A 16,481-nucleotide genomic window follows, 5' to 3' on the forward strand; every position below is an offset into this window, starting at 1 on the left:
TCGCCCCTTCCCTCTCGACCCTAGGCGCGGGGCACCTCTCAGAGAAGGCTCACAGTGGCGGACGCCCTCCGTCGATGTCCGAGGCCCCCCGTAGCCTCGACACGTGCCGACCGAACGCCGCCTTCCGGGCCCCTGCCCGCTGTGCGGAAGCACCGCCGGCCGGCGCACGGACGGCGCCTGGCACTGCGCACTGTGCGGATGGCGCTACGGAGACGCCCCGGACTCCGACCTGCCTCTCCCCCGCGTCGACGTCGTCTACTACATCCGCTTCGACCAGCGCGTGAAGATCGGTACGAGCCGCCAACCGCGACGGCGTCTCGCCAGCATCCGCCATCAGGAACTGCTGGCTTTCGAACAGGGTGGCCGGTCGCTCGAGCAGCAGCGGCATCGCGAGTTCGCGGCGGTGCGGGAGGGCGGCGAGTGGTTCACTCTCAGCGACGACGTCCGGGCGCACATCGCCGTGCTCCAGCGGGCAGGCGATCCGTGGCAGCTCTACGCGCGGTGGCTGAGCACCGCGTTGCGGAGCTGACGTCCGCCGAGCTAGCACGACCGCCGCACGCAGGCCAGGGGGTGCAGAACCCGGCCGGCGGATCGGAGGATGGCCGTCACGGACGCGCACAGCGTCGAGACGAGAGGAGACGACATGTCCGGACGCGATGACATCCCCCAGGCGCCTGACGGCATCAGTGGCGAGGACGCGCTGCAGGGAGACGGCAGCGGCGACCCGAACAAGGATCGGGAGTTCCTGCAGGATCTTCCTCCCGCTCAGGTCGACCCCGAGCAGTCCGACGGCGAGGCGAGCGAGGGTCCCTACGCCGAGGAGTAGCCGGAGCACACGCGAAGGGCGGCCATCCGAGGATGGCCGCCCTTCGTCGTCCGAGCCGTCAGGCGGTCGCCGCGACCGGACGCGTGCGCGCCGGCTGCGGCTGCGAGAAGAGCACGACGACGATCACCGTGGCTCCGACCACGACGTGGGGCAGCCACACGTTGAGGGCTTCGCCCGCGAACCCGAAGATCCACGGGGACAGCGCGAGGAACAGGCTGGCGACGATGTCGAACACCAGGTGGACGGGCATCGGGATGAAGCCGAAGGGGCCCCATTCGTACTTCGTGAACAGGCTGTAGACGATCAGCCCGACACCGAGCACGATCGGGATGACGACGGCGGCGCCGCCGACGCTCGCGAAGCCGAACAGCCAGGGTGCAGCGATCAGGGCGATGCCCACGATGTAGTCGAGGACTCCGTGGACCTTGGTGGGGATGAAGCGCATGATTCCTCCTTGTGTGGCGCCGCGGAACGCGACTCACCACTCGTTCGCAGCCCTCCCCCGATCGGATTGCCTCAGCGCGCGACAGTCCATCCGTAGCGCCGTCCGAGAGCCGCGCTGACCCGGTCGTAGCGGCGCCGATCCAGCACCGCGGCCTCCCGACGCAGGCCCCGCTCGTGCACGCTGTACAGCTGCTCGATGTCGACCCACGACTCGCGGCCCTGCGAGTCCCACCCGCCGGTACCGATCGAGAGGTAGTCCCGCTCTCCGTCGTGCGGCTTGCTGGTCATGCGCACCGCGTACACGCGGTCGGCGGACTGCCGCCCGATCACCAGGACCGGTCGGTCCTTGCCGCGTCCGTCGTCCTCCTCGTAGGGGACCCAGGTCCATACGATCTCACCGGCGTCGGGAGCGCCGTCTCGCTGCGGTGCGTACGCGACGGCGAGGTCGCCGATCCGATCCGGATCGATGCGGAGCGTCTCCGTGCCCCTCGCGCGTCCGCGATCGGCTCCCCCGCCGGCGGGTGCGGTTCTCTCCGCAGACGGCCGCAGACGCGCGTCCGGGCGCCTCGGAGCTGATGTCCGAGACGCCCGGCCGGATCCCACCGCCTTGAGCAGGAGGTCCGCGAGTGCTGTCAGGATGCCGTTGGTCTTGCTCACACGGTCACCCTATGCGCAGATCACGCGTCTGCGAGTGCGTAGCCCTCCTCGCCATGCACGACCTGGTCGACACCCGCGATCTCGTCCTCGTTCGTGATGCGGAAGCCGATCGTCTTCTGGATGGCGAAGCCGATGATGAAGGCCACGACGAAGGAGTAGATCAGCACACCCAGCGCGGCGATGAGCTGCACCGCGAGCTGGCGGGCGTCCCCACCGACGAACAGTCCGGTCCCCGTGGCGAAGAAGCCGAGGTACAGGGTTCCGATGAGACCACCGACGAGGTGGATGCCGACGACGTCGAGCGAGTCGTCGAAGCCGAACCGGAACTTCAGCTCGACGGCCAGGGCGCAGACGATGCCGGCGACCGCACCGAGCAGCAGCGACCAGCCCGGGGTGAGGTTGGCGCATGCCGGGGTGATGGCGACCAGACCGGCGACCGCACCCGAGGCGGCACCGACCGAGGTCGCCTTGCCGTCCTTGATCCGCTCGATGAGGATCCAACCGAGGATCGCGGCGGCCGTGGCGCCGAGCGTGTTGAGTCCGATGAGTCCGACGCCGCCCATGTCCTCCGCGAGCCACTCCGCTCCGGCGTTGAAGCCGAACCAGCCGAACCACAGCAGCGCTGCGCCCAGCAGGGTCAGCGGGACGTTGTGGGGCTTGAGGATGCCCTTCTGGAAGCCGATGCGCTTGCCGAGGACCAGCGCGAGGGCCAGGGCTGCGGCTCCGGCGTTGATGTGCACCGCGGTACCGCCGGCGTAGTCGATCACGCCGATGCCGCTGTCCTCGCCGAACAACGTGGTGCCGAGGTTCATGATCCACCCTCCGCCCCACACCCACGCGGCCACAGGGAAGTAGCCGATGGTCGCGAAGATGCCGGCGAAGATCAGCCAGCTGCCGAACTTCGCGCGGTCGGCGATGGCGCCGGAGATCAGGGCGACGGTGATGATCGCGAAGGTGGCGCCGTAGGCGACGCCGAGCAGAGCGACGTTCGAGCCCTCACCGGCGGCCAGGTTCGACAGGCCGAAGTCGGCGAACGGGTTCCCCGCGAAGGCGGTGGGGCTGTCGACCGCGCTCATCGAGAAGCCGAAGAGAATCCACAGCACAGCGACGAGGCCGATCGAGCCGAAGCTCATCATCATCATGCTGACGACGCTCTTCGCCTTGACGAGTCCGCCGTAGAAGAAGGCGACGCCGGGCGTCATGAGCAGCACCAGCGCTGTCGCGGTGATCGCCCACGAGATGTTGCCGGGAGCATCCATAGGAAAACCTCACATCCGAAGTAATTGAGAGCTTCAGTGTGACGACGCGCCGTTTCACGGATGCGTGAGGTTTGTTTCCCCGGCGTTACAGCGTGGCTCCGGGTGTGAACATCGCGTTACGCGGGACTGCGGGCTTACGCAGAATGCGTGAGGGCGTTGAGCCGGGAGATGGCGCGAAGGTACTTCTTGCGGTATCCGCCGGCGAGCATCTCCTCGGAGAACACGCCGTCGAGACCGAGCCCGGTCGCCAGGATCGGCAGCTGCGCGTCGTAGACCCGGTCGACGAACGCCACGAAGCGCAGCGCCTCGGACTGATCGGTCAGTTGACGGACATCGCGCAGACCGACGCGGTGGATGCCGTCGATGAGACGGATGTACCGGGAAGGGTGCACCTGCGCGAGGTGACGGATGAGGTCGTCGAACCGGTCGTCCGACACCGCCCCCTCTGCGGAGGCCTCCGCGATCCCGGTCGCATACGCCTCATCGTCGAGCGTCACCGCGTGACCGTCGATGGCGCGCTGGCGGAAGTCGACGCCGTCGATGCGGAGCGTCTGGAAGCTGTCGGACATGGCGTGGATCTCGCGGAGGAAGTCTTGGGCGGCGAAGCGCCCCTCGCCGAGGGCGTTCGGCGGTGTGTTCGAGGTCGCGGCCAGGCGCGTGCCGGTGGGGACGAGTTCGCCGAGGAGTCGTGTCATCACCATGGTGTCACCCGGGTCGTCGAGCTCGAACTCGTCGATGCAGAGCAGATCGGCCCCCTTCAGGAGGTCGACCGTGTTCTTGTACCCGAGTGCACCAACGAGAGCCGTGTACTCGATGAACGACCCGAAGTACTTCCGGCGTGCGGGCATGGCGTGGTAGATCGAGGCGAGCAGGTGGGTCTTGCCGACGCCGAATCCGCCGTCGAGGTAGACGCCCGGCTTGAGCTCCGGCTCCTTCTTGGCCCGGCTGAACAGACCGCCGCGCTTGGCGGGAGTGCCGCGCCCGGCGAAGCGCATGAGCGTCTGCTTCGCATCCTCCTGGGACGGGTACGCGGGGTCGACCCGATAGCTCTCGAAGGTCGCGGAGTCGAACTGCGGCGGCGGCACCAGGCTCGCCAGCATCTCGGGTCCGCTGACGGTCGGCTGGCGCTCGGTGAGGTGCACGATTCCGGTGCGGCTGGTCGGGTCGGTCATCACGGTCCTGGATCGGGTGCCGGCCTGTGTCGAAGTCTTACGAATCGGGCGCAGGGGGCTCAGCGGGGATCTATCGTCGAAGGGGACGGATCAACACTACGCCGTCCGCACCCGCCCCTTCGCCCGCGCAATGCTTGGAGATCCCATGGCCGTCGAGTTCGATTCCTCCTCCCCGAAGTTCGCCGAGTACGCCGAGCCCGGCCGGCTCGTCACGACGGAGTGGCTCGCCGAACGACTGGGCACGCCGGGGCTGGTGGTCGTGGAATCCGACGAGGACGTGCTGCTGTACGAGACCGGGCACATCCCTGGCGCGGTCAAGGTGGACTGGCACACCGAGCTCAACGACCCCGTGGTGCGCGACTACGTCGACGGCGAAGGCTTCGCCGCACTGCTCAGCCGGAAGGGCATCGCCCGCGACGACACCGTGGTGATCTACGGCGACAAGAACAACTGGTGGGCCGCATACGCGCTGTGGGTCTTCTCCCTCTTCGGTCACGAAGACGTCCGTCTCCTGGACGGCGGCCGCGACCGCTGGATCGCCGAAGGCCGCGAGCTGACCCGCGAACCCGCGAACCGACCCGCGACCGAGTACCCGGTCGTCGAACGCGACGATGCGGCCATCCGCGCCTACAAGGAGGATGTGCTCGCGCACATCGGCAGCCCTCTGATCGACGTGCGCTCCCCCGAGGAGTACAGCGGAGAGCGCACCACCGCTCCTGCGTACCCCGAGGAGGGCACGCTGCGCGCCGGACACATCCCCACCGCGCAGAGCGTGCCGTGGGCGAAGGCCGTCGCCGAGGACGGCGGCTTCAAGACCCGCGCCGAGCTCGATGCCATCTACCGCGACGGCGCCGGACTCCGGGACGGCGACGACGTGGTGGCGTACTGCCGGATCGGTGAGCGCTCGAGCCACACCTGGTTCGTGCTCAAGCACCTCCTGGGGTTCGAGAACGTGCGCAACTACGACGGCTCCTGGACCGAGTGGGGCAGCGCTGTGCGCGTGCCCATCGTGACGGGGACAGAGCCCGGCTCCGTCTGACGTGTGACAATGACAGGGATGAGCACGAGCGACGTTCCTGAGACCCTGGCGGAGATCCGCGACAGCTTCCTGGAGACCCCGGAGGCCGATCGACTCCTGCTGCTGCTCGAGTTCTCGGATGAGCTGCCCCCGGTGTCCGACGACGTCGCGAGCCATCCAGAGATGTACGAGCGGGTCGCCGAGTGCCAGTCTCCTGTGTACATCCATGTCGAGGTGGACGACGGCATCGTCACGATGCACGCGACCGCGCCTCCGGAGGCGCCGACGACGAGGGGCTTCGCGAGCATCCTGGTGCAGGGCATCACGGGTCTCACTGTCGACGAGGTCCTCGCGATCCCGGAGGACTACCCGCAGTCGATCGGGCTCACCAAGGCGGTATCGCCCCTGCGGATCGGCGGCATGACGGGGATGCTCATGCGCGCGAAGAACCAGGTCAGGAAGAAGAGCTGAACCCCTGTGCCGCCAGCCAGTCGGTGATGGCGGACGTCCACCCCGTCTGGTCGTAGTTCCACAGCTTGGTGTGCCGCGCGACCGTGAAGCGCGGCATCGTCACGAGATCCGGGCGCGCCTCCTGCAGGGCATGCGAGGAGTCGGCGGGCACGAATCCGTCGTCGTCGCTGTGCAGGATGAGGATCGGTGCGACGAGTTCGTCCGCTCGGGCGACCATGTCCAGGCGGTCGAACGCGATCGGTTCGTCCGCCCCGCTGAGGCGCGCGGTGAGCGGACGCTGGAGAGCGCCCATAGCCAACTCGGGCAGCGGGGCCCTGACGCCGACCATCCGCGCCTGGAACCGCAGCACGGTGCGCCAGTCGACGACAGGCGATTCGAGGATGATCCCCGCGATGCGGTCGCGGAGACCGGAGTTGACGGCGGCCTGCAGGGAGATCGCGCCGCCCATCGACCACCCCATCAGGAGTACCCGTTCCGCGCCGTGGCGGAGGGCGTAGGCGATCGCCGCGTCCACGTCACGCCATTCCGAGGCTCCCAGCGCGTAGGCGCCCGCCCTGGTCCGCGGTGCTTCGCCGTCGTTGCGGTACGAGACCACGAGGTTCGGCAGGCCGGCCGCGTGCAGGACGGGGACCGCGCGCAGGCACTCCGCCCGTGTCGCCCCTCGGCCGTGCACCTGGATCACCCAGGTCGTCGACGAAGCCGGGAAGTACCAGGCCGGGCACGGTCCCGCAGGCGAGCCGATCAGCACGCTCTCCCAGCGCAGGTGGAGCTCGCTCGGCGACGAGTAGTAGTAGCCGCTGAACGAGGCGGCTCTGTCGACGCGCGCTCCCGGCTCGATCTGGGTCAGCAGCTTGCGTCGCACGGTGTGCGCATCCGCGGTCAGCACCGCGCCCAGCTTGACGTAGCCGTAGGTGCCGGTGGTGAAGAGTCCGTACCGGCCGGGGAGCTCCGTGTCGAGAGTGCGCCCCAGCTCGATGGTCTGCGCGCCGGTGTCGACGGAGAGGATCTCGGTGTCGGTGACGCGACGCATGGGCGTGACGACGCGCCGTGCGACGGCGAGCACGAGCAGCGCCAGCCCCGTTCCGAGAGCGAGCAGGGCGGGGACAAGGAGCGTAACGGCGTGCCTGAGACTCTTCATCGCTTCCTGACTCTAGCCTGTTGCCGTGACCGCACACCCCGAAGCCGGGACGCTCTTCGACAGCGCCGTGGCCGAACTGCGCGAGACCGAGTTCCGCGATGACATCTCGGTCCGCGAGATCGCCACGCCGCAGGGCCTCGCGCCCTTCGCCATCGCGCTCGCCGCCGATGTGCGGCCGGACGGCGACGGCGAGTCCGCGTACGGCACCGGCCGGTTCGTGCTCCTGCATGACCCCGACGAGCCGGGCGCGTGGGGCGGCGCGTGGAGGATCGTGCTGTTCGCGCAGGCCCCGCTGGAGACCGAGATCGGGACGGATCCCCTCCTCGCCGACGTGACCTGGTCCTGGCTCGTGGACGCGCTCGACTCCCGTGACGCGGTCTACCACTCCGCTTCGGGGACCTCGACGAAGACGCTGTCGAAGGGATTCGGTGGTCTCGCCGTCGAAGGCGACGGAGCGCAGATAGAATTGCGTGCGTCCTGGACACCGGAGGGCCCGTTCCGACCGCACGTCGAAGCATGGGCCGAGCTGGTCGGAATGCTGGCGGGACTTCCGCCCGGCTCCGAGGGCATCGCCGTGATCGGCGCGCGAAAGGCTGTACGTGACTGAATACTCCGTGATCTCGGATGCCGAGGAGTTCCGCGCGGCCTGCGCCGTGCTCGCCGCCGGCACCGGGCCCGTCGCCGTGGACGTCGAGCGCGCGTCCGGTTTCCGCTATTCGCAGCGGGCTTACCTCGTGCAGGTGTTCCGGCGCGACGCCGGGGTCTTCCTCTTCGACCCGCCGGCGATCGGCGACTTCGCCCCGCTGCAGGCGGCGATCGGCGACGTGGAGTGGGTTCCGCACGCCGCGAGCCAGGATCTGCCCTCGCTGCGCGAACTGCACCTCGAGCCGAACGAGATCTTCGACACCGAACTCGCCTCCCGGCTGCTCGGGCACGATCGGGTGGGTCTGGCCGCGGTCGTCGAGGACACCCTGGGCATCACGCTCAAGAAGGAGCACTCCGCCGCGGACTGGTCGACGCGTCCGCTGCCCGACTCCTGGCTCGAGTACGCCGCGCTCGACGTGCTGCACCTCATCGACGTCCGCGACGCCCTCGTCGCCGAGCTCGTCGAACAGGACAAGACCGAGTTCGCCGCACAGGAGTTCGCCGCCACACTCGCGCGGGCCCCGAAGCCGCCCAGGGAGGACCCCTGGCGTCGGCTGAGCGGACTGCACCAGGTGCGCGGAGCCCGTAACCTCGCGGTCGCCCGCGCGCTGTGGGAGGCGCGGGAGATGTATGCGCAGCAGCAGGACGTGTCCCCCGGCCGGCTCGTGCCCGACCGCTCGCTCGTCGCCGCAGTCATGGCCAACCCGACATCCAAGCAGGCACTGGCCGGCGTCAAGGAGTTCCAGGGGCGCGCGAGCCGCACGCAGCTCGACCGCTGGTGGCAGGCCATCGTCGATGGCCGCGCGGCGGAGAACCTGCCTCGCGAGCGCGTCCCGAGCGACACCCTCCCCCCGCCGCGCGCCTGGGCGGACCGGAATCCGGAGGCCGATGCCCGCCTGAAGGCCGCACGGCCCGTGGTGGAGGCCGTCGCGGAAGAGCTGGGGATGCCGACGGAGAATCTGCTCACGCCCGAGTACCTGCGCCGCATCGCCTGGGATCTGCCGGGCGAGACGGCCGAGGAGATCGCCGCCGCGCTGACAGCGCTCGGCGCACGGCCGTGGCAGATTGAACAGACCGCACAGAAGATCGCGGCGGCCTTTGTAGAGGCGGCGCAAGCGCCGGACACCACGTCCGCACCCGTTTCGTAGGTTCGATCCAACCGATTCCTCCCGGTTTCCGCGGCTTCCTAGACTGAGGTCACGCACTAACTTGGAGGCAGAGTGGCCGAGATCTCGGACGTCTTCTTCGTCGATGGAGTACGCACCCCCTTCGGGCGCGCCGGCGAAAAAGGCATGTACTGGAACACCCGCGCGGATGACCTCGCCGTGAAGGCGACCATCGGCCTGATGGAGCGCAACACCGCCGTCCCGGCTGACCGCATCGACGATGTCGCCATCGCCGCGACCAGCCAGACCGGCGACCAGGGGCTGACCCTCGGCCGTTCGGTGGCGATCCTCGCCGGACTCCCGCAGACCGTGCCGGGACTCGCGGTGGAGCGCATGTGCGCCGGCGCGATGACCAGCGTCACGACCATGGGCGCCTCGATCGGCGTCGGCATGTACGATCTGGCACTCGCCGGCGGCGTCGAGCACATGGGCCACCACCCGATCGGCGGGAACGCCGACCCGAACCCCCGTTTCGTCGCCGAGAAGATGGTCGACCCCGGCGCCCTCAACATGGGGGTGACCGCCGAGCGCATCTTCGATCGCTTCCCGCACCTGACGAAGGAGCGCTCCGACCGTTTCGGCATGCTGAGCCAGCACAAGGTGCAGGCGGCATACGACGCCGGCAAGATCCAGCCCGACCTCGTGCCCGTGGCCATCAAGGGTGCCGACGGCGCCTGGGGCCTTGCCACCGAGGACGAAGGGCGTCGTCCGCAGACGACGATGGAGGACCTGGCCGCTCTCAAGACGCCGTTCCGCCCGCACGGTCGCGTCACCGCAGGCACCTCATCGCCGCTGACCGACGGCGCGACGATGTCGCTGCTGGCCGGTGGCGGTGCGGTCAAGGAGCTCGGCCTCGCTCCGAAGATGCGGATGGTCTCGTTCGCGTTCGCCGGCGTGCAGCCGGAGATCATGGGCATCGGCCCGATCCCGTCGACCGAGAAGGCGCTGAAGAAGGCCGGCCTCACGATCGACGACATCGGCCTGTTCGAGCTCAACGAGGCCTTCGCCATCCAGGTGATCTCGCTCCTCGACCACTTCGGCATCGCCGACGACGACCCCCGCGTCAACCAGTGGGGCGGGGCGATCGCGGTCGGCCACCCGCTCGCCGCGTCTGGCGTGCGGCTCATGATCCAGCTCGCGGCGCAGTTCGCCGAGCGTCCCGACGTCCGTTACGGCCTGACCGCCATGTGCGTCGGTCTCGGACAGGGCGGTTCGGTCATCTGGGAGAACCCGCACTACGACGGCAAGAAGAAGAAGTGAGCGCCCCTGTGACGAACTACGACGACATCGACTTCTCCCCCATCCAGGCTCTCACGGAGGGCGAGGTCATCACGCACTCACCGGTGCGCGACATCCGTCTCGCCTCCGGCAAGGTGCTCGCCCTGATCACGCTCGACAACGGTCGTGATCACACCCGCCCGAACACGCTCGGCCCCGCGACGCTCACCCAGCTGGGTGAGACCCTCGACGGCCTCAAGGCCCGAGCCGACGCGGGCGAGATCCAGGCGGTCGGCATCACCGGCAAGCAGTACATCATGGCAGCCGGCGCCGACCTGTCCGACATCAGCAAGGTCGGCTCACGAGACAACGCGCGCCTGATCGCCCAGCTCGGCCACAAGGTGCTCGGCAAGCTGAGCGAGCTCGGCGTGCCGTCCTTCGCGTTCGTCAACGGTCTCGCTCTCGGCGGCGGACTGGAGATCGCGCTGAACTCCACGTACCGCACGGTCGACGCGTCCGCTGCGGCGGTGGCGCTGCCCGAGGTCTTCCTCGGCATAATCCCCGGCTGGGGCGGCGCCTACCTGCTGCCGAACCTGATCGGCATCGAGAACGCCCTCGAGGTCGTCATCTCGAACCCGCTCAAGCAGAACCGGATGCTGAAGCCGCAGCAGGCGTTCGATCTCGGTATCTTCGATGCGATCTTCCCTGCGGCGAACTATCTCGAGAACTCGCTGTCGTGGGCGGACGCCGTCCTCGGCGGCAAGAAGGTCGAGCGGAAGAACGAGCCGGGCAAGATCGAGCGTCTGACCAAGTGGCCGATCGCGATCAAGATGGCGCGCGGCATGCTGGAATCGAAGATCGGCACCATGCCGAAGTCGCCGTACGCAGCCCTCGAGCTCCTCGACAAGGCGAAGAGCGGCACGAAGGCGGAGGGCTTCGCCCGTGAGGACGAGGCGCTGGCGGAACTCGTGACCGGGGACCAGTTCGCGGCGTCGATGTACGCCTTCGACCTGGTGCAGAAGCGCGCGAAGCGTCCGGTCGGCGCGCCCGACAAGCAGCTCGCGAAGAAGGTCACCAAGGTCGGCATCATCGGCGCCGGTCTCATGGCGAGCCAGTTCGCCCTGCTGTTCGTGCGCAAGCTCCAGGTGCCCGTGCTCATCACCGACCTGGACCAGGCGCGCGTCGACAAGGGCGTCGCGTACATCCATGAGGAGATCGGGAAGCTCGAGGCCAAGGGCCGCGTGGACGCGGACACCGCGAACAAGCTGCGCGGTCTCGTCACCGGTACGACCGACAAGAGCCTCTATGCGGACTGCGACTTCGTGATCGAGGCGGTCTTCGAAGAGGTCGGCGTCAAGCAGCAGGTGTTCGGCGAGATCGAGAAGATCATCGCCGAGGACGCGATCCTCGCGACCAACACCTCGTCGCTGTCGGTCGAGGAGATCGGTGCGAAGCTCGCACACCCCGAGCGTCTGGTCGGCTTCCACTTCTTCAACCCGGTGGCGGTCATGCCGCTGATCGAGATCGTGAAGACTCCGACGACGGCGGACGCCGCGCTCTCCACAGCATTCGTGGTCGCGAAGAACCTGGGAAAGAACGCGGTGCTCACCGCCGACGCCCCCGGCTTCGTCGTGAACCGCCTGCTCGCGAAGGTCATGGGCGAAGCGGCCCGCGCGGTCTACGAGGGCACGCCGATCGCGGACGTCGAGAAGGCCTTCGGTCCGCTCGGCCTGCCGATGGGTCCGTTCCAGCTGATCGACCTGGTGGGCTGGAAGGTGGCCGCCCACGTGCAGGACACGATGGTGCGCGCCTTCCCCGACCGGTTCTACGCCAACGAGAACTTCCACGCGCTCGCGGAGCTCGACACGGTCGTGGAGAAGGACAAGGGCGGACGCGTCGTCGGCTGGAGCAAGCAGGCCGAGAAGGTCCTGAAGCCGGCGGTGGGAAAGACTCCGGCCTCGGCCGCGACGATCCTCCAGCGCGTGCAGGACGGCCTGGCGCAGGAGATCAAGCTCATGCTGGACGAGGGCGTCGTCCCGGAGGTCGAGGACATCGACCTCTGCCTGATCCTCGGCGCCGGCTGGCCGTTCATCGACGGTGGGGCCTCGCCCTACCTCGACCGCGAAGGGGCCTCCGAGCGCGCGTTCGGCGGTTCCTTCCACACCCCGCAGATCCGCGGCGTCGAGAGCCGCTGATCCCCGGACGCCATCACGCTCAGCGCCCCACCGGATTCCCGTGGATCCGGTGGGGCGCTGCGCATCGCCCACGGCTGGTACGGGACGGCGTCGCGAGCGCTGTCGCCGAGGTTCAGCTCGCCAGCTGAACCGGGCGCTCGTCGTCTTCGCCGCGACGAGGCCAGTACGACAGCGCCCGTTCCGCCAGTGCCGTGATCGTGAGAGACGGATTCACACCGGGATTGGCGGGCACGGCCGCACCGTCGACGACGTGCAGGCCGGGATGCCCCCAGACGCGGTGATACGCGTCGATGACACCGTCCGCGGGTGACGCCGAGATCACGGCACCGCCGAGGAAGTGCGCGGTGAGAGGGATGCCGAACACCTCCGGCCAGGATCCGCGTGCGGCGGCAGGCACCCCGCCGTCCGCCTCGACCCGCGCCGCGATCGCCGCCGCCGCCGTGTGGGCCTGGGGTAGATAGCTGGGGTTCGGCTCCCCGTGTCCCTGTGCGCTCGTCATCACCAGCCGGCCGAAGCGGCGACGCAGCGAGAGCGTGAGCGAGTTGTCCGCGGTCTGCATGACCAGCGCGATGATCCCCCGCTCGCTCCAGCGGCGGAGGTTCCCGAGACGGAACTGCCGCACCGGAGAGCGGAGGATCTGGGTCCCGAGGCTGCGCAGTCGCGCACTGAGCCGACGATCGCCCGGGACGAGTACCGTCGCCAGCGCCCCCATCAGGTTCGACCCCGGCCCGTAGCGGACGTTCTCGACGTGCGTACGGTCGTCGACGTGGAATGACGTGGTGATGGCGATGCCGTGCGCGAGCTGCAGGGGTTCCGGGACGGACACGGCCACTGCGCCGTCGAGTGCCTCCGAGTTCGTGCGCGTGAGGCGGCCGACGGCGTCGGAGACCCGTGGCAGCGCGCCGGACGCCTTCATCCGGTGCAGCAGTTGCTGAGTTCCCCAGGTGCCGGCGGCGAGCACGACCTGCCGCGCGGTCACTGTCTTCCGCGCGTGCCGGAACCAGGCGCCGCTGCGCTGCGTCGTCACGGCGAAACCGCCGTCCGGAAGCGCGCGCACCTCGGTCACGGTGCGCAGCGGAGAGACGACCACGCCTCGACGTTCGGCGAGGGCGAGGTAGTTCTTCATCAGCGTGTTCTTCGCGCCGACGCGGCAGCCGACCATGCAGTTGCCGCACAGCGTGCACCCCGTCCGCTCGGGCCCGTCACCACCGAAGAACGGGTCCGGTGTGCGCTCCCCCGGTTTGCCGAACCAGACTCCGACCGGTGCGTGCCGGAACGTCGAGCCGACGCCGAGGTCGTCCGCCGCGGCGGCCATGATCCGCTCCACCGGCCCGGTGTGCGGATAGCGCTCCACGACGCCGAGCATCCTCTTGGCGGTGGCGTAGTGCGGCGCCAGTTCGGGCTCCCACTCCGCGATGCCCCGCCACTGCGGGTCTTGGAAGAACGCACTGCCGGGCTGATACAGCGTGTTGGCGTAGTTGAGCGACCCGCCGCCCACTCCCGCGCCCGCCAGGATCATCACGTGCGGCAGGCGATGGATCCGCTGCACCCCGAAGCAGCCGAGCATCGGCGCCCACAGGTAGCGGCGGAGGTTCCAACTCGTTCTCGCGAAGTCCTCATCCTCGAAGCGACGGCCGGCCTCGTACACCTGCACGCGGTAGCCCTTCTCCGCGAGTCGCAGCGCGGCGACGGAACCGCCGAAACCCGATCCGACGACCACGACGTCCTCGTCGAAATCAGTCATGCTTCTCCTCCGGGACCATCAGGGTGAGCGCCCCGGGAAGCACCGACAGGGTGCACTCGTGTTCGCCGATCCGCTCCCCGTCGGCGTAGACGACCAGCCCGGGGGCGGAGACCGTCACAGTCCGCGCGCGCCGATGCGTGACCTCCCGCCGAACCAGGTGCGTGCCGCGCAGCAGCAGCGGGAACAGTCGCAGCAGACGCAGGCGGCCCAGCGGGGCGACATGCACGATGTCGAGCAGCCCGTCGTCGGGCACGGCGCCCACGCAGATCGGCATGCCGCCGCCGTAGCTCGCCGTGCTCCCCACGGCGATCAGCGTTCCCGGCTGTCGGCCCGCAGCGTCGCCATCGATCGCGAGGGTGAAGTCCATGGGACGCAGGCGCGCGAGTTCGACGAGCAGGGCGAGGTAGTAGCGCAGCGCGCCGTGCGGCCATCGGAGCCGGTTCGTGCGATCGCTGACCTTCGCATCGAACCCGAGAGCCGCGACCGTGAGGAACCTGCGCGTTCCGTCCGCTGTGCGGATCATGCCGACGTCGATCGAGCGAGGTACGCCCGTGACCGCCAGCTCCGCCGCCGCCGCGGAATCGCCGCGCGGCAGACCCAGCGCGCGAGCGAGGTCGTTGCCGGTGCCGGCGGCGACGAGGACCACGGGGACGGAGCCTTCGCACACCGTGTCGAGGATGCCGGCCAGGGTTCCGTCCCCGCCGACCACGACGAGCGCCCGTGGCCCGTCCGCCAAGGCCGCGACGGCGAGTCGCGCGGTGTCCGCCGCCGACCGTCCGATGAACACCTGCACCTCGGCGCCGCGCGCGCGGAGGTGCCCGATGGCCACCTCGGCCGAGCGGGCTCCCCGCCCCTTCCCGGCGAACGGGTTCGCGAGCACCGCGATGTGCTCCGCCATCTCAGCGCGTCCGCTCGAGAGGGATCACGGCACCCGGGTTGAGGATGCCGGCCGGGTCGAGTTCGCGCTTGATCGCGGCGAGGATCCGCACTCCGGTGTCGCCGATCTCCTCTGCCAGCCAGGGCGCGTGGTCCCGGCCGACCGCGTGGTGGTGGCTGATCGTCCCCCCGGCCGCCAGGATCGCGTCGTTCGCCCCCGCCTTCACTAATCCCCAGACGGTGAGCGGATCGGAGCGGATGCCGGCGAGCACGGTGAAGTACAGCGAGGCGCCGGTCGGATAGCCGTGGGAGACGTGGCACATGACGTACGACTTCGCGCCGGCCTCCGCGAAGCCCCGGGTCAGCGCATCCGCCACGGCCGACCGCAGAGCGTGCAGATTCGACCAGGTCGTCGCCGTCTCCAGCGTCTCGCAGAAGACTCCCGCGTCGAGCAGCGAGTCCCGCAGGTACGGCCCGTCGAAGCGGCCTTCGAGCCAGTCCTCAGCGGCCCCCTCCCCGGCCGACGATCCTCCCGCTGACGCGAGGTGGGCGCTCACACGCGCCCGCCGCTCGGCGATCCGCTCCCCCTCGTACACGGTCACCACGCTCGCCCCCTTCGCGAGAGCTTTCCCGATCCGACCGATCTGCGCCAGACTCACCGCGGTCTCCGCCTCGTCGGAGAGTCGGATGACGGTCGGACCGCCTCCGTGCTGCGCCACCCGACGCAGGCCCTCGACCCCGGCGGCGAAGTCCGGGAAGGTCCAGGATTCGAACACCCGGCCGCGCGGGATCGGATGCACCCGCACCCGCACCTCGGTGATGACGCCGAAGATCCCCTCCGAGCCCAGGAAGATCCTGACCAGGTCGGGGCCGGCCGCCGAACCCGGTGCGCGTCCCAGCTCGATGTCGCCGGTCGGCGTCGCGACCCGGATTCCGGTCACCATCGCGTCGAAGCGGCCGTTGCCTGCCGAGTTCTGACCCGAGGACCGCGCCGCCGCGAATCCGCCGATCGTGGCATAGCGGAAGCTCTGCGGGAAGTGCCCGAGTTCGAGACCGTGCGCGGCGAGCAGCGCCTCCGCCTCCGGCCCGCTCGTGCCGGCGGCCAGCACCGCTTCGCCGCTGATCTCATCGAGGCTGAGCAGTCCGTCGAGGCGTCGCAGGTCGAGGCTCACGACCGCACGGTGGCCGCCCCGCTCGGGGTCCAGCGCGCCCACGACGCTGGTCCCACCCCCGAACGGGATCAGCGCGATGCCGCGGTCGACCGCGACGTCCAGGCACGCCCGGACCTCGTCGTGGGTGCTCGGACGCACGACGGCGTCCGGAGCCGCCTGCTCGACCTGTCGTCGGCGCAGGAGATCGGGCGTCGAGCGGCCGCCGGCGTGGCGGATGCGCGACTCGGCGGAGTCGTCGACGTGCTGCGGGCCGACCGCTGCGCGGAAGGCCGCGAGGTCGTCCGCGGTCAGAGCAGACGGGGCCAGCTGCACCGCGTCCAGCGCGACCGGCGGCTCGGGTCGCCGGATGCGCCCGAGGAGCAACGGCAGCAATGTCCGGACCGCCAGCGGCAAGCCCTTCGCTCGGGAGGGATCGCCCCAGCCGTTCCACCTCATCGTCGGATCCGCATCGATCCTGCCATCCACTCGGCTCATGGGTTA

16 protein-coding genes are annotated in these 16,481 nt (G+C 69.5%); 8 read left to right on the forward strand and 8 right to left on the reverse strand.

The genetic code is table 11. The features are described 5' to 3' along the window. Positions 1-103 precede the first annotated feature (103 nt). Together F6A08_RS11815 and F6A08_RS11820 are read left to right on the forward strand one after the other, a co-directional pair. Positions 104-529, forward strand: a complete 426-nt coding sequence (locus F6A08_RS11815; protein ID WP_017202180.1) for a GIY-YIG nuclease family protein — start codon at positions 104-106, stop codon at positions 527-529. A 114-nt stretch (positions 530-643) separates the two neighbouring features. Then, positions 644-826 carry a hypothetical protein gene (locus F6A08_RS11820; protein WP_124895586.1) on the forward strand — a complete coding sequence of 61 codons (183 nt, stop codon included), beginning with the start codon at positions 644-646 and terminating at the stop codon, positions 824-826. A gap of 58 nt (positions 827-884) precedes the next feature. On the opposite strand, the gene F6A08_RS11825 is transcribed toward F6A08_RS11820, so the two are convergent. From F6A08_RS11825 to zapE, 4 genes are all read right to left on the reverse strand, one after another. Next, positions 885-1,271, reverse strand: coding sequence for an SPW repeat domain-containing protein (locus tag F6A08_RS11825; RefSeq protein WP_017202182.1), 387 nt, complete (start codon positions 1,269-1,271; stop codon positions 885-887). Positions 1,272-1,342: 71 nt separating this feature from the next. Beyond that, the gene (locus F6A08_RS11830; RefSeq protein ID WP_017202183.1) at positions 1,343-1,927 is read right to left on the reverse strand and encodes a type II toxin-antitoxin system PemK/MazF family toxin; all 585 of its coding nucleotides are present in this window, start codon (positions 1,925-1,927) and stop codon (positions 1,343-1,345) included. A gap of 20 nt (positions 1,928-1,947) precedes the next feature. Further along, the gene (locus F6A08_RS11835; protein ID WP_124895588.1) at positions 1,948-3,186 is read right to left on the reverse strand and encodes an ammonium transporter; all 1,239 of its coding nucleotides are present in this window, start codon (positions 3,184-3,186) and stop codon (positions 1,948-1,950) included. 134 nt (positions 3,187-3,320) lie between these two features. Beyond that, positions 3,321-4,358 (reverse strand): cell division protein ZapE, encoded by a 1,038-nt coding sequence (gene zapE / locus F6A08_RS11840; protein ID WP_017202185.1) that lies wholly within the window; start codon positions 4,356-4,358, stop codon positions 3,321-3,323. Between the two features lie 145 nt (positions 4,359-4,503). Between zapE and F6A08_RS11845 the strand changes: the two genes are divergently transcribed. Both F6A08_RS11845 and F6A08_RS11850 read left to right on the forward strand, forming a co-directional pair. Continuing rightward, positions 4,504-5,397: a sulfurtransferase gene (locus F6A08_RS11845; protein WP_017202186.1), complete on the forward strand. Its 894-nt coding sequence runs from the start codon at positions 4,504-4,506 to the stop codon at positions 5,395-5,397. Between the two features lie 18 nt (positions 5,398-5,415). After that, the gene (locus tag F6A08_RS11850; RefSeq protein WP_017202187.1) at positions 5,416-5,847 is read left to right on the forward strand and encodes a SufE family protein; all 432 of its coding nucleotides are present in this window, start codon (positions 5,416-5,418) and stop codon (positions 5,845-5,847) included. Here F6A08_RS11850 and F6A08_RS11855 read toward each other — a convergent pair. Further along, positions 5,831-6,985 (reverse strand): alpha/beta hydrolase family protein, encoded by a 1,155-nt coding sequence (locus F6A08_RS11855; RefSeq protein ID WP_017202188.1) that lies wholly within the window; start codon positions 6,983-6,985, stop codon positions 5,831-5,833. The genes F6A08_RS11850 and F6A08_RS11855 overlap by 17 nt on opposite strands. Positions 6,986-7,010: 25 nt before the next feature. Here F6A08_RS11855 and F6A08_RS11860 point away from each other — a divergent pair, with 25 nt between their 5' ends. The 4 genes from F6A08_RS11860 (at position 7,011) to F6A08_RS11875 (ending at position 12,209) form a co-directional block, all read left to right on the forward strand. After that, positions 7,011-7,592: a DUF3000 domain-containing protein gene (locus tag F6A08_RS11860; RefSeq protein WP_017202189.1), complete on the forward strand. Its 582-nt coding sequence runs from the start codon at positions 7,011-7,013 to the stop codon at positions 7,590-7,592. Then, the gene (locus F6A08_RS11865) at positions 7,585-8,778 is read left to right on the forward strand and encodes a ribonuclease D (RefSeq protein ID WP_151459530.1); all 1,194 of its coding nucleotides are present in this window, start codon (positions 7,585-7,587) and stop codon (positions 8,776-8,778) included. Before F6A08_RS11860 ends, F6A08_RS11865 begins: the two co-directional genes overlap by 8 nt. A 72-nt stretch (positions 8,779-8,850) precedes the next feature. Next, positions 8,851-10,056, forward strand: coding sequence for a thiolase family protein (locus F6A08_RS11870; RefSeq protein WP_151459531.1), 1,206 nt, complete (start codon positions 8,851-8,853; stop codon positions 10,054-10,056). A gap of 8 nt (positions 10,057-10,064) precedes the next feature. Then, positions 10,065-12,209 carry a 3-hydroxyacyl-CoA dehydrogenase NAD-binding domain-containing protein gene (locus tag F6A08_RS11875; RefSeq protein ID WP_151459746.1) on the forward strand — a complete coding sequence of 715 codons (2,145 nt, stop codon included), beginning with the start codon at positions 10,065-10,067 and terminating at the stop codon, positions 12,207-12,209. Positions 12,210-12,321: 112 nt separating this feature from the next. On the opposite strand, the gene F6A08_RS11880 is transcribed toward F6A08_RS11875, so the two are convergent. The 3 genes from F6A08_RS11880 to F6A08_RS11890 are packed head-to-tail and all read right to left on the reverse strand — an operon-like array spanning position 12,322 to position 16,475. Beyond that, the gene (locus tag F6A08_RS11880) at positions 12,322-13,953 is read right to left on the reverse strand and encodes a GMC oxidoreductase (RefSeq protein ID WP_151459532.1); all 1,632 of its coding nucleotides are present in this window, start codon (positions 13,951-13,953) and stop codon (positions 12,322-12,324) included. Beyond that, the gene (locus F6A08_RS11885) at positions 13,946-14,851 is read right to left on the reverse strand and encodes a YegS/Rv2252/BmrU family lipid kinase (protein WP_017202194.1); all 906 of its coding nucleotides are present in this window, start codon (positions 14,849-14,851) and stop codon (positions 13,946-13,948) included. Before F6A08_RS11885 ends, F6A08_RS11880 begins: the two co-directional genes overlap by 8 nt. 1 nt (position 14,852) lies before the next feature. After that, positions 14,853-16,475, reverse strand: a complete 1,623-nt coding sequence (locus F6A08_RS11890) for an FAD-binding oxidoreductase (RefSeq protein ID WP_225855815.1) — start codon at positions 16,473-16,475, stop codon at positions 14,853-14,855. Positions 16,476-16,481 lie beyond the last annotated feature (6 nt).

The organism is Microbacterium algeriense (assembly GCF_008868005.1).
Taxonomy (GTDB): Bacteria; Actinomycetota; Actinomycetes; order Actinomycetales; family Microbacteriaceae; genus Microbacterium; species Microbacterium algeriense.